Annotated in this window: 10 protein-coding genes; 8 read left to right on the plus strand and 2 right to left on the minus strand. The window is 63.3% G+C overall.

Annotated elements, in window-relative coordinates:
- The first annotated feature begins 44 nt into the window (after window positions 1–44).
- Window positions 45–2,621: a M14 family zinc carboxypeptidase gene (locus tag ACREP4_RS03520; RefSeq protein ID WP_431594831.1), complete on the plus strand. Its 2,577-nt coding sequence runs from the start codon at window positions 45–47 to the stop codon at window positions 2,619–2,621.
- 383 nt (window positions 2,622–3,004) lie between these two features.
- On the opposite strand, the gene ACREP4_RS03525 is transcribed toward ACREP4_RS03520, so the two are convergent.
- Window positions 3,005–4,405: a DEAD/DEAH box helicase gene (locus ACREP4_RS03525; RefSeq protein ID WP_431594832.1), complete on the minus strand. Its 1,401-nt coding sequence runs from the start codon at window positions 4,403–4,405 to the stop codon at window positions 3,005–3,007.
- Between the two features lie 373 nt (window positions 4,406–4,778).
- On the opposite strand from ACREP4_RS03525, the gene ACREP4_RS03530 reads away from it, so the two are divergent.
- Both ACREP4_RS03530 and maiA read left to right on the plus strand, forming a co-directional pair.
- Entirely contained in the window at window positions 4,779–5,768 is a 990-nt protein-coding gene (locus ACREP4_RS03530; protein ID WP_431594833.1) for a fumarylacetoacetate hydrolase family protein, read from the plus strand.
- A gap of 237 nt (window positions 5,769–6,005) precedes the next feature.
- The gene (gene maiA, locus ACREP4_RS03535) at window positions 6,006–6,662 is read left to right on the plus strand and encodes a maleylacetoacetate isomerase (RefSeq protein WP_431594834.1); all 657 of its coding nucleotides are present in this window, start codon (window positions 6,006–6,008) and stop codon (window positions 6,660–6,662) included.
- Window positions 6,663–6,892: 230 nt separating this feature from the next.
- On the opposite strand, the gene ACREP4_RS03540 is transcribed toward maiA, so the two are convergent.
- Window positions 6,893–8,026: a PilT/PilU family type 4a pilus ATPase gene (locus tag ACREP4_RS03540; protein ID WP_431594835.1), complete on the minus strand. Its 1,134-nt coding sequence runs from the start codon at window positions 8,024–8,026 to the stop codon at window positions 6,893–6,895.
- 98 nt (window positions 8,027–8,124) lie between these two features.
- Between ACREP4_RS03540 and ACREP4_RS03545 the strand changes: the two genes are divergently transcribed.
- From ACREP4_RS03545 to ACREP4_RS03565, 5 genes are all read left to right on the plus strand, one after another.
- Entirely contained in the window at window positions 8,125–8,511 is a 387-nt protein-coding gene (locus ACREP4_RS03545; RefSeq protein ID WP_431594836.1) for a DUF4398 domain-containing protein, read from the plus strand.
- Window positions 8,511–9,392, plus strand: a complete 882-nt coding sequence (locus tag ACREP4_RS03550) for a hypothetical protein (protein WP_431594837.1) — start codon at window positions 8,511–8,513, stop codon at window positions 9,390–9,392. Before ACREP4_RS03545 ends, ACREP4_RS03550 begins: the two co-directional genes overlap by 1 nt.
- Window positions 9,393–9,722: 330 nt before the next feature.
- The gene (locus ACREP4_RS03555) at window positions 9,723–9,941 is read left to right on the plus strand and encodes a YdcH family protein (protein WP_057631703.1); all 219 of its coding nucleotides are present in this window, start codon (window positions 9,723–9,725) and stop codon (window positions 9,939–9,941) included.
- Between the two features lie 203 nt (window positions 9,942–10,144).
- Window positions 10,145–11,515 carry a pyridoxal-phosphate dependent enzyme gene (locus tag ACREP4_RS03560; RefSeq protein ID WP_431594838.1) on the plus strand — a complete coding sequence of 457 codons (1,371 nt, stop codon included), beginning with the start codon at window positions 10,145–10,147 and terminating at the stop codon, window positions 11,513–11,515.
- An 88-nt stretch (window positions 11,516–11,603) separates the two neighbouring features.
- The gene (locus tag ACREP4_RS03565) at window positions 11,604–12,800 is read left to right on the plus strand and encodes a cystathionine gamma-synthase (RefSeq protein WP_431594839.1); all 1,197 of its coding nucleotides are present in this window, start codon (window positions 11,604–11,606) and stop codon (window positions 12,798–12,800) included.

The following is a 12,800-nucleotide window of genomic DNA, read 5'->3' on the forward strand; positions in this document are numbered from 1 at the left end:
GAATTCCGCAACAAAGGCCTCACGGCCGGGGGAGAGCTACACCCATGTCGTTTCGCATATCGCGGCTGCTGCCAGTCCTGCTGCTGGCACTGCTCGCAAGCCTGTCACCGGCCCACGCCCAGAACAGCTACTACTTCCCCGCCGCGCAGCAGTTCGATGCGAAGGTGCCATCGCCGCAGCAATTTCTCGGTTACGACATCGGCAGCCGCTACACGCGCCACGATCAACTGGTGGCGTACTTCAATGAACTGGCGCGCGTGTCGGATCGGGTCAAGGTCGAAGTCATCGGCCAGAGCTACGAGCATCGTCCGCTGCTGTTGGTAACCATCACGTCTCCACGCAATCACGCACGCAGCGCGGAGATCGCCGCGCAACGGCAGGCGCTGGTCGATCCTGCACAACCTGCACCAGAAGACGACGCACCAGCGGTGGTCTGGCTCGGTTACAGCGTGCACGGCAATGAAACGTCCAGCGGCGAAGCGGCAATGCTGACGGCCTACTATCTGGCCGCCAACCAGGACGCGGAAACCACGCGCTGGCTGGATCAATCTGTCGTCGTCATCGACCCCGCGCAGAACCCGGATGGCCGCGACCGCGTCGCCAATTGGCACAACGGTTGGGGCTCGCGCCCGCCATCGGCTGATCCCGCCGACAAGGAGCATGTCGAGCCGTTCCCCAGTGGCCGCGTCAATCACTACTTCACCGATCTCAATCGCGATTGGCTCGCGTTGGCGCAGGCCGACAGCTGGCCAAAGGTGGCGCAGTTCCATCGCTGGTATCCCAACATCCAGATCGATTTCCACGAGATGGGCAAGGACAGCACCTACTACTTCGAGCCCTCGCCGAAGAGCATGGAAAGCCCGCTGTTGCCCAAGTCATCGTATGAAGCCAACCAATGGCTGGCGCGCTTTCATGCACAGGCATTGGATGCGCTGGGCTCGCTGTATTACACCGGTGAGAACTTCGACAATTTCTCGCCGATCTATGGCTCCACGTATCCGGACTTCCACGGTGCGGTTGGCGTGACCGTGGAGCAGGCCAGTTCGCGCGGCTTGGTGCAGGAGTCGGTCAACGGTCCGCTGCATTTCAACTTCACAATCCGCAACCAGGTGGCGACCGGTCTGGCCAGCGTGCGTGGCGCGGTGGAAGACCGCGTGCGCCTGCTTGCGCTGCAGAAGGATTTCTTCCGCAGTGCCTTGAAGCAGGCGGCGGCGTATCCGGTACACGACTGGGTATTCGGCGACGCCGCCGATGCCACGCTCACCCACAAATTGTTGGCCGTGTTGCTGCACCATCGCATCGAAGTACATGCGCTGACGCGTGATGTCGAGGTGGATGGCAAGCGCTTCCTCGCCGGTTCCGCCTATGTGGTGCCGGCGCGGCAGCCGCAGTTCCGGCTGGCGCATTCCATCTTCGAATTCACCCCGCCGGTAAAGGGCGATGTGTTCTACAGCGGCACCTCCTACGCGGTGGCACCGGCGTATGGCCTGCGTTATGCAGGCAGTCGCAGCGCCTTGCCCAGTGGCACTCAGGTGAGCGCAGTGCCGGCCACGCAGGGCGGTATCAGCGGCGGACGTGCGGGTTTTGCCTATGTCGCCGATGCGCGCGACTTCGGCAGTTACCGCTTGCTCGGCGGTCTGCTGCGAGATGGTGTGCGCATCCGCACCGCACACCAGCCGTTCACGGCGGCAACGACTGCTGGCGATGTGAGCTTCGGTCACGGCGCAGTGGTGATTCCGGTGGCCGGGCAGACGCTGGACGCGGAGGCATTGCAGGCCAAAGTATTGGCACGCGCACAGGAGGCCGGTGTCACCGTGCATGCGTTGGCCAGTGGCCGCGCCGCCAGCGGCATCGACCTGGGCAGCGACAACGTGCGTGTGCTGCGCGTTCCGAGCATCGCCTTGGTAATGGGCGAGGGCGTATCCGCTACCGAAATCGGCTCGACCTGGTTCGCGCTGGATACCTCACTCGGCCTGCCATCAACCAAGCTCGATCCGGCGCAGCTGGCCACGGTGGATCTGTCGCGCTACACCTCCATCGTGCTGTCCGGCGGCACCTACGGCACGGTGAACGATGCCGGCGTGGCCGCGCTCAAGCGCTGGATTGCCGCTGGTGGTTCATTGGTGGTGTACGGCGGTGGCGCGCGCTGGGCCATCGACAAGGGCCTGGCCGAGGCCAAGCTGCGTGACGGCGACAAGAAGGACGACAACGAGCGCCAGGACTTCGGCACCGTGCGTGACGTGTTCGCGCTGGGGCGTGTCAGCGGCAACATCCTCAGCGCCGACATCGACCCGACCCACCCGCTGGGCTTCGGTGTGCAACAACGCCGCATCTGGGTGAACAAGGAAGGCGGGCTGGTATTTGAACCGGTGAAGAATGCGTTCCTCAACGTAGTCAGCATTGATCGCGAGCCGGTCGTGAACGGCTACCTCTCCGATGCCAACCGTGCACGCGTCGCCGGTTCCAGTTACCTGCAAGTAGTGCCGACCGGCAGCGGCAACGTGGTGCTATTCGCCGACGACCCAGCACACCGCAAATACTGGCACGGCACCGAGCGCCTGCTGCTCAACGCACTGCTGCAGTCCAACCACCTGAACACACCACGGCAACGCGGGGAATAAAACAGAGCCCCAATGATGAAAAAGCCCCTCTCCCGCAAGCGGGGTGAGAGGGGCAGTTTGCGAACCACCGGTTCGCTGCCCATCGAACGCCCTTGCGCCAGCGCAAGGGCCGGGGCGCGGAGCGGGGGTTGGGGTGAGGGCAGAACAGAGCGGCGAGAATGGTCGCTGCAATATCCACCCGAAGCCAAAGCAAAAGCCCCCTCATCCGCCCCTTGCGGGGCACCTTCTCCCGCAAGCGGGAGAAGGGATAAAGGACTCAAGCAAAGCTCAAGCCAAAGTTCAAGCCAAAGCCCAAAGCCAAACCCCAAAAGCCCCCCCCAAAAAAACCAAAAAGGCCGACGCAATGCGTCGGCCTTTTTGTTACCTCAAACCACCAGCATCAATTACGCGCTGGTACGGCTCTGGCTACGACCGCCACCGCCACGACGCTGACCACCACCCGGGTGTGCATCACGACGCTGCTGTCCGTTGCCGGCACTGCGCTGACCACCCGGCTTCTGCGGCTGGCCACCACGGCCACCACGCGGCGCATCGCTGTTCGGGCGACGTGCGGGATGACCGCCGTTGCCGCGACGCGGGGCCTTGTGGCCGCCCGGATGCTCCGCCTTACCCGGCGCGCTGTTGCCCCAACGGATGGGGGTCTGCGGCTCGAAGCCCGGCACGTCACGGATGTCCATGTCGCGGTCGAGCAGGCGCACGATCTGACGCAGCAGCTTGGCTTCGTCCTGTGCCACCAGCGAGACGGCCTCACCGGTGGAACCGTTACGGCCGGTACGGCCGATACGATGCACGTAGTCTTCCGGCACCATCGGCAGGTCGTAGTTGATGACCTTCGGCAGCTCGTTGATATCAATGCCGCGCGCGGCGATATCGGTAGCCACCAGCACGGTCACGCGGCCGGCCTTGAAGTCAGCCAGTGCACGCAGGCGCTGGCCCTGGCTCTTGTTGCCGTGGATCGCCGCGGTCTTGATGCCGGACTTTTCCAGGAACATCGCCAGCTTGTCGCAACCATGCTTGGTGCGGCCGAACACCAGCGTCTGCACGCGGGAATCTTCGGCCAGCAGGTGCAGCAGCAGTTCGCGCTTGCGGGCGCCATCCACCGGGTGCACGCGGTGGGTGATGGTCTCCGCCACGGTGTTCTTCGGCGTGACCTGGATCTGCTTGGGATCGCGCATGAACTCCAGCGCCAGCTGCTTGATGCTTTCCTCGAACGTGGCCGAGAACAGCAGCGTCTGACGGTTCTGGCGCGGCAACTTGGCCAGGATGCGGTTGATCGACGGCAGGAAGCCCATGTCGAGCATGCGGTCGGCTTCGTCCAGCACCAGGATCTCAACGCCGGACAGGTCGACGCTGCGACGCTCCAGGTGATCGATCAGACGGCCCGGGCAGGCCACCAGCAGGTCCACGCCACGGCGCAGCACGTCCAGCTGGTTGCCCATGCCGACACCGCCATAGATGCAGGCGCTGGGGATGCGCAGGTACTTGCTGTAGCCGCGCAGGCTGTCATGCACCTGGGTGGCCAGCTCGCGGGTCGGGGCCAGGATCAGCGCACGCGGCTTGCGCGGGCCATTGCCCACGCTCTGCGGTGCGGTGCCCAGGTGCTGCAGCAGCGGCAGGCCGAACGCGGCGGTTTTGCCGGTACCGGTCTGAGCGCCGGCCAGCAGGTCGTGACCTGCCAGCGCAAGCGGAATGGCCTGCTCCTGGATCGGGGTCGGGTTTTCGTAGCCCTGCTCGGCGAGCGCGCGCAGCAGGAAGGGCGCAAGGCCCAGGTTTTCAAACGACATGGAGTACTCCGAAACATGAATAACGCGCGCCCGACAGGGCATGCGTTGCTGGTCATTGAAGACCAGCTGATCTCGGAGCGTTCCCGTAAACCGCGCTGCAAGATCTGGATGCAACCAGAGCGGTGCGCTGGTCGGTATGCGTAACGATAGCTGTCGGAGTGGGGGCGGGCGGGCGGACAGGCCTGAAAGGCCGGTGTCCTGCACCGCCGGCGGTCCCTGAGGGAAACGGACGGCCGCTGGCAGACCGCGCTAGTCTAGGGGATTGTCCGGATCGGTACAAAAACGCCCGTTCAGCATTCCGACGGGAAAGCTGCTCGTAGCCGGCATATTCATTACAATTGAAACTTGTTTCTTCTGCAGACTGGACGTTCCCATGAAGCTTGGTTCCCTGAAGGAAGGCGGCCGCGACGGCACCCTTATCGTGGTTTCGCGTGACCTGACCCGCGCCGTGCGTGCCAGCGGCATTGCCGCCACCCTGCAGCTGGCGCTGGAGGACTGGTCCAACCTGGCCCCGCGCCTGAACGCCCTGTCCGAGCAGCTCAATGCCGGTGACGTCGAAGGCAGCTTTGTGCTGGAAATGGAAGAACTGGCCGCGCCGTTGCCGCGCGCCTACGAATTCGTCGATGGCAGCGCCTATCTGCCGCACGTGGCCCGTGTGCGCAAGGCGCGTGGTGCCGAAGTGCCCGAATCGTTCTACACCGATCCGCTGATGTACCAAGCCACCAGCGCCGGCTTCTACGGCCCGCGCGACGCGGTGAAGGTGATCAGCGAGGACTACGGCATCGATCTGGAAGCCGAAATCGTGGTCATCACCGACGACGTGCCGATGGCGCCGACGCCGGAACAGGCCGCCGGCCATATCCAGCTGGTTGGCCTGGTCAACGATGTCAGCCTGCGTAACCTGATTCCCGGCGAGCTGGCCAAGGGCTTCGGCTTCCTGCAGTCCAAGCCGCGTTCGGCGCTGAGCCCGGTGTTCGTGACCCCGGATGAACTCGGCGATGCCTGGCAGGGCAGCAAGGTGCACCTGCCGCTGGTGACCCACATCAACGACAAGTGGTTCGGCGCCCCCGAAGCCGGCGTGGACATGCAGTTCGACTTCGCCCAACTGGTGGCGCACGCGGCCAAGACCCGTCCGCTGTCGGCCGGCGCCATTGTTGGCTCGGGCACCATCGCCAACGAAGACACCTCGTTGGGCGCATCGTGCTTTGCCGAGCAGCGCACCGTGGAAGCCCTGCGTGACGGCAAGCCGTCCACGCCGTTCATGAGCTTCGGCGACGTGGTGCGGATCGAGATGTTCGACCGCGACGGCAACAGCATTTTCGGCGCCATCGAACAGCGCATCGAGCAAGCGCAGCGTCCCTGAAACAGGGCGCTGCAGCGCAGCGCCGAGGCGGAGCCGCGTCGGGGTAGTCGATAGCGCCCCAGCGCGGTTTTGCCGCGCGCTGGAGGCGCGCGATATGCGCACAACATCACGGTTTTCCAGCTGCCAAATCAGCGCGACTGCATCGTCCGACTAACGGCCTGCTTGTCTGACCGATGGTGAAGGAATCCTCACCGCCACCGGTTACTGTGTCGTCCAGGCGACAGGAGAAGTTCCCCCATGGAAGATGGCCTGAAACTCTATAGTTACTGGCGATCCAGCGCGGCGTATCGCGTGCGTATCGGCCTGAACCTGAAGGGTTTGGAGTACAGCATCGTGCCCGTGCACCTGGTGCGCGACGGCGGCCAGCAACATGCGCCGGACTATGCCGCGCTCAACCCGCAGGAGTTGGTGCCAACGCTGCGTCACGGCGAGCGTGTGCTGACCCAATCGTTGGCCATTCTGGAATACCTGGACGACGTGTATCCGCAGTCGCCGCTGTTGCCGGCCGACGCCGGTGGCCGTGCGCGCGTGCGCGCGCTGTCGCAACTGGTGGCCTGCGATATCCACCCGCTCAACAATCTGCGCGTGCTGCAGTTCTTCGACCGTGAGTGGAACGTGCCGCAACCTGAGCGCGACGAGTGGGTGCTGCACTGGATGCGCACCGGCTTTGCCGCACTGGAAGCCATGCTGGTCGGCTCCTTCGACACCGGCCGCTTCTGCCACGGCGCCGAACCCGGTCTGGCCGATTGCTGCCTCGTCCCGCAGCTATACAACGCCCGCCGTTTCCACCTGGATCTCGCCCCGTACCCAACCTTGTGCCGGATCGAAGACGCCTGCCTCGCCCTGCCAGCCTTCGACGCCGCCCGCCCGGAAAATCAGCCGGACGCAATTTGAGGCGGGAAGCAGGGAATAGGGAGCAGGGAATGATGGTTTGTGTAGGTCAAGCAGCTATCAGCGATGCCAGTGGGAACGATGCGTGAGGCAAGCCCTGTGACAGTGAATTACTTCATCGCCCAAACATCACGCATGCAAGCGCAGAAGAAGGGGCGGAAATCGACAGCACGCAGAGCCACTCGCTCGCACCGAACTGTCATTCCCCAGCCCCCGTTCCCGGCTCCCTGCACTTAAAATCCGTGGCTGATCGTCGCCGGCGCAGTCGTCGCGGAGAAATCACCGTACGGATCATGCTCGCCGCTGGAGCCTTCCGACAGCCGGAATTTCAGCGCAAGGCCATCGCGTGAATCGGCTGCGCGCAGCGCTTCCTCCTGCTCGATGAGACCTTCCTTGACCATGCGGAACAGGCATTGGTCGAACGTCTGCATGCCTTCTTCCAGCGACTCTTCCATCGCCTGCTTGATTGAATGCACTTCACCACGACGCAGCAGGTCGCGGATCATCGGTGTGTTGATCAACACTTCGCTGGCCGGCCGGCGACGGCCATCCACACCCTTGACCAAACGCTGCGAAACCACTGCACGCAGGTTCAACGACAGGTTCATCAACACGTTCTTATGCGCGCTTTCCGGGAAGAAGTTGAGGATGCGCTCGATGGTCTGGTCGGCATTGTTGGAGTGCAGCGTGGCCAGGCACAGGTGGCCGGTTTCGGCGAAGGCAATGGCGGCCTCCATCGTCTCGGCGTCCAGGATCTCGCCGATCAGGATCACGTCCGGCGCCTCACGCATCGCGTTCTTCAGCGCGTTGTGGAAGGCGTGTGTATCCAGGCCAACCTCACGCTGGTTGACGATGGACATCTTGTGCTTGTGCAGGAACTCGATCGGGTCCTCGATGGTGAGGATGTGCCCGGTCGAGGTGCTGTTGCGGTGGTCGATCATCGACGCCAGCGAGGTGGACTTGCCCGAGCCGGTCGAGCCCACCACCAGCACCAGCCCACGCGGGGTCATGATGACGTCCTTCAGCACCTGCGGCAGATGCAGCTCTTCGATGCTCGGGATGTGGCTCTTGATCGCACGGATCACCATGCCCACTTCACCGCGCTGCTTGAACACGTTGACGCGGAAACGCCCGGCATCGGTCAGCGCGATGGCCATGTTGAGTTCCAGGTCGCGCTCGAACTGCGGCACCTGGCCTTCGTCCATCAGCGAGTACGCGATTTTCTTGACCATCCCCGGTGGCAGGCCGGTGCTCCCCAGCGGATACAGCTTGCCCTCGATCTTGATATAGACCGGCGCTCCGGTGGTCAAAAACATGTCCGAAGCGTTCTTTTCGGTCATCAGCTTCAGGAAGTAGCCGATATCCATACGCAATATTTCCCCAACAGACGGCGACTTGCCGTTGCAAGCACGCCATAGCCTTGACCACAATGGCCGCGCTCAGTCACTCAGGCAACGGCTCCCCAATGAAAGCAAGCTTCGCACAATTACGACGTCTCCTGTATGTGACGGCGTGCGCAACAGCGCTGTCTGGTAGCGCTTTTGCGCAAGATCCAGCCGCCGCCGACCTGCTCGTCGCACAACAGGCAGTGGAGCGCGCCGACCGCGCCGACGCCGACCAATACGCCCCGGACATGATGGCGATGGCGCGCCAGCAGCTGGAACAGGCCCAGCGTGCCGCTGCCGACCGCAGCCAGCGCAAGCAGGCGCCGGCGCTGGCCCAGCGTGCCGCGGCCGACGCCGACCTGGCGCGCGCGCAGAGCGAGGAATCCGTGGCACAAGCCCAGCTGGCCCAGCGCCGCGCTGAGGTTGAGCAATTGCAACGCCAATTGGCGACAGGGGAGGGCCGCTGATGTTGGTCAGGAATCTAGTGATGGTGGGTCTGCTTGCGCTGCCGTTGATGGCTGTTGCCGCAGAAGACCCTGCAGTGGCGTCATTGAGCCAGCGTCTGGTTGCCTTGCAGGCAGACGTGCAGACCGCCGATGCGGCCTCGTTCGAGAAACTGCAGGCCCAGCAGGCGATTGCCGCGCTGGCCAAGGCCAAACGCAAGGAACTGGACAATGCGCGCTACCTGGCCGAGCGCCGGGTCGCCATCGCCGAGACCGCTGCACGTACTGCCGTGGCCGCTCGGGAAGTTGATCAGTTGGAGCGCACCCGCAGCGAGTTGCTGATCGAAGCCAGCCGCCGCGAAGTCGCCAAGGCCCGTCAGGAAGCCGAACGCCTGCGGATGCAATCGCAGATCCAGGCCGAGGAAGCCGAGCGCCTGCGTCTGGCGGCCGAAACCGAAACGCTGGCCCGCCAGGATGCCGAGACCGCGCTGACCAGCGTGGCTGGCCGTCAACAGCAGCGCTTGAGTGCTGCCCAGCAGAACGCCGCCAAGTTGGCCCGTGAGGAAGCCGAGCTGGTTTCCGGTCACCGCTTGCCGGCCTCGAAGTTCGACAATCGTGGCGAAGTGTTCACCCTGACCGCCGATGCGTTCGCTGCCGGCCAGGCCAGCCTGTCGGCCGGTGCGGCCAATCAGGCCAAGGCACTGGCCGAGTACCTGAACATCGGCAAGAAGGGGCGGGTGACCATCGAGGCATACGACAGCGCCACTGGCGTGGGTCAACGCCGCGCGCAGGCATTGAAGGATGCGCTGGTCGCTGCTGGTGTCGGCGCCAGCCGTATCCAGATTGCCGGCAAGAAGGCGGCCTCCACCCGTGCGCGTTCGGCGGAAGTCATCATCGCGCCTTGATCTTCTTAAATGGCTGATGCCGTTATGTTTTTGTTTGTTTTGAACGACTGAATGCGGCTTTAAACTGGCTTCTGAAAATTGCTTGTGGGGAGCACTTGCCGGAACCTTTTTGCAGGCGTAGGGTCAATTGTCCGGGTGGCAAATTCGCCATCCGGACAGAGGAGGCCGAGCCAGTGCAACAGAGGCGCGAACCAGTTTCCGAAGGCTCCCGGCAGGTTCGTCGGGAGAAGGCCGGTGGGTTCCGTCGTTCACGGTTCCGGCGTTCCATCCTGCAACGCCCCGTGCCAACCGGCCGGGGCGTTCTTGTTTCTGCATGAAGGAGGTTCAGTCATGTTTGAAGGGCAGCCGCAGAGTGAAATCGACGCCTTGATGAAGGCCAATCCCGAGTTCAGGCTGCTGTACCAGCAGCACCGGAAGTTGAACAAGAAATGCATGGATGCCCAGCTTGGGGTGCTCCCTATTGACGATGTCACTCTGGGACAGATGAAGCGGGAGAAATTGCTGGCCAAACAGCGGCTCCTGCGAATGTACGAAAGCACGATCAACTAAAATCCTTCCCCACGCGTTGAAGTTACCGTCGCGGACGGTGACGGTCCCCTCGTCGGCCGTCATTGTCCGCGCCATTGCGGGCCGATGCGCCCGCACTGATGCTGATCAGTACTGATGCAATAAGAGGTGCGCGCCTGACTTTCGGCAGCATCCGTCGGATAATCGGAAGTCCAGCCGCTTTGCGGCGTGATCCGAATCTGACCATGTCAATCCACTCCTCCGTCCTCGAACTCATTGGCAACACGCCCATCGTCAAGGCACAGCGCCTGGATGCCGGTGTGTGCGAGCTGTACTTGAAGCTCGAAAGCGCCAACCCGGGCGGGTCGATCAAGGATCGCATCGGTTTGTCGATGATCGAGGCTGCCGAAAAGCGCGGCGATCTCAAGCCCGGCGCGACGCTGGTGGAAGGCACCGCCGGCAATACCGGCCTGGGCCTTGCGCTGGTGGCGCAGCAGAAGGGTTACAAGCTGATCCTGGTGGTGCCGGACAAGATGAGCCGGGAGAAGATCTTCAACCTGAAGGCGATGGGCGCCGAAGTGGTGCTGACCCGCTCGGACGTCGCCAAGGGCCATCCGGAGTATTACCAGGATCTGGCGCAGGCCGTGGCCGAGCGGACCCCGGGCGCGTACTTCATCAACCAGTTCGGCAATCCGGACAACCCGGCCGCGCATGAGTTCGGCACCGGTCCGGAGATCATCGAGCAGATGGGCGGCGACCTGGATGCCATCGTGTTCGGTTGCGGCAGCTCCGGCACCATGACCGGTCTGTCGCGCGCCTTCGCCAAGCTGTCGCCGAAAACCGAGCTGGTGTTGGCCGACCCGGTGGGTTCGATCCTGACCCAGTACATCAACGAAGGCACGCTGAGCGAGAAGTCCGGCAGCTGGCTGGTGGAAGGCATCGGCGAGGATTTCCTGCCGGGCATTTCCGACTTCAGCCGGGTCAAGAAGGCGTATTCCATCAGCGATGCCGAGAGCTTCCACACCGCGCGCGAACTGCTGGCCAAAGAAGGCATCCTCGGTGGCTCGTCCACCGGCACCTTGCTGGCAGCGGCATTGAAGTACTGCCAGGAGCAGACCACGCCGAAGAAGGTGTTGGTGTTGGTGCCGGATACAGGCAACAAGTACCTGTCCAAGATGTACAACGACTACTGGATGCTGGACAACGGCTTCCTGGAGCGCCCGCAGTACGGCGATCTGCGTGACTTGATCCTGCGCCCGTACAGCCAGCGCGACACCGTGGTGGTCGGCCCGAACGACCTGCTGACCACCGCGTATCAGCGCATGAAGCTGTACGACGTGTCGCAGCTGCCGGTGATGGAAGGCAGCCAGTTGGTCGGCATCATCGACGAAAGCGACGTGCTGCTGCATGTCTATGGCGACGAAGCCCGTTTCCGCGACCCGGTGTCGGTGGCGATGGTCAGCAAGCTGGACCGGCTGGACGTCAAGTCGCCGATCGAGGCGCTGCTGCCGGTATTTGACCGCGGCCAAGTGGCGATCATCACCGATGGTGACGCGTTTCTCGGTTTGATCACCCGCATCGATCTGCTGAACTACCTGCGTCGCAGGGTTCAGTGAGTTTCCCGTGGCGCCCCGAGGGGCGCCAACCCGGTCGGATTCAGCCCAGGCTGATAGAATTCCGCCCCTTCATAAGCTGGAGCCCTATATGACGGATCAGCATTCACGCAGCCAGGATGGCGAGCGCAGCTTGTCGCTTGCCACCTTGGCTATTCATGGTGGGCAGTCGCCTGACCCCAGCACCGGCGCTGTGATGCCGCCGATCTACGCCACCTCGACCTATGCACAGTCCAGCCCGGGCGAGCATCAGGGTTTTGAGTATTCGCGCACCCACAACCCGACCCGCTTCGCCTACGAGCGGTGTGTGGCGTCGTTGGAGGGCGGTTCGCGTGGTTTCGCTTTTGCTTCGGGTATGGCCGCAAGTTCCACTGTCATTGAGCTGCTGGACGCTGGCAGTCATGTCGTGGCGATGGACGATATCTACGGCGGCAGCTTCCGCCTGTTCGAGCGTGTGCGTCGCCGCACCGCTGCACTGGATTTCAGCTTCATTGACCTGACCGACCTGGCTGCGTTTGAAGCGGCGATCACGCCGAAGACCAAAATGGTGTGGATCGAAACCCCCACCAACCCGATGCTGAAGATCGTGGACATCGCCGCGGTGGCCGCGGTTGCCAAGCGTCACGGCCTGATCGTGGTGGTGGACAACACCTTCGCCTCGCCGATGTTGCAGCGCCCGCTGGAGCTGGGCGCAGACCTCGTGCTGCATTCGGCCACCAAGTACCTCAATGGTCACTCGGACATGGTCGGCGGCATGGTCGTGGTCGGTGGCAACACCGAGTTGGCCGAGCAGATGGCGTTCCTGCAGAACTCCATTGGCGGCGTGCAAGGCCCGTTCGACAGCTTCCTGGCCCTGCGCGGCCTGAAGACGCTGCCGCTGCGCATGAAGGCGCATTGCGCCAATGCAATGGAACTGGCCCAGTGGCTGGAAACGCATCCGGCAATTGAAAAAGTGATTTACCCGGGCTTGGCTTCGCACCCCCAGCACGAACTGGCGGGCAAGCAGATGGCCGGCTACGGCGGCATCGTCTCCATTGTGCTCAAGGGTGGTTTCGCCGCAGCCAAGCGCTTCTGCGAAAAGACCGAACTGTTCACGCTGGCCGAGTCACTCGGCGGCGTTGAAAGCCTGGTCAATCACCCGGCGGTGATGACCCACGCCTCGATTCCCGTCGAACGCCGCGCGCAATTGGGTATCAGCGATGCGCTGGTGCGGCTGAGTGTGGGGGTTGAGGATGTGGAGGATCTGCGTGCGGATCTGGAAGGTGCACTTGCACGAGCGGTGGGCTGA

The organism is Stenotrophomonas sp. (assembly GCF_050737575.1).
Lineage (GTDB): Bacteria > Pseudomonadota > Gammaproteobacteria > Xanthomonadales > Xanthomonadaceae > Stenotrophomonas.

Coding starts and splice junctions, on each gene's coding strand:
- ACREP4_RS03520 (WP_431594831.1), top strand. CDS start 45: ATGTCGTTTCGCATATCGCGGCTGCTGCCAGTCCTGCTGCTGGCACTG.
- ACREP4_RS03525 (WP_431594832.1), bottom strand. CDS start 4,405: ATGTCGTTTGAAAACCTGGGCCTTGCGCCCTTCCTGCTGCGCGCGCTC.
- ACREP4_RS03530 (WP_431594833.1), top strand. CDS start 4,779: ATGAAGCTTGGTTCCCTGAAGGAAGGCGGCCGCGACGGCACCCTTATC.
- maiA (WP_431594834.1), top strand. CDS start 6,006: ATGGAAGATGGCCTGAAACTCTATAGTTACTGGCGATCCAGCGCGGCG.
- ACREP4_RS03540 (WP_431594835.1), bottom strand. CDS start 8,026: ATGGATATCGGCTACTTCCTGAAGCTGATGACCGAAAAGAACGCTTCG.
- ACREP4_RS03545 (WP_431594836.1), top strand. CDS start 8,125: ATGAAAGCAAGCTTCGCACAATTACGACGTCTCCTGTATGTGACGGCG.
- ACREP4_RS03550 (WP_431594837.1), top strand. CDS start 8,511: ATGTTGGTCAGGAATCTAGTGATGGTGGGTCTGCTTGCGCTGCCGTTG.
- ACREP4_RS03555 (WP_057631703.1), top strand. CDS start 9,723: ATGTTTGAAGGGCAGCCGCAGAGTGAAATCGACGCCTTGATGAAGGCC.
- ACREP4_RS03560 (WP_431594838.1), top strand. CDS start 10,145: ATGTCAATCCACTCCTCCGTCCTCGAACTCATTGGCAACACGCCCATC.
- ACREP4_RS03565 (WP_431594839.1), top strand. CDS start 11,604: ATGACGGATCAGCATTCACGCAGCCAGGATGGCGAGCGCAGCTTGTCG.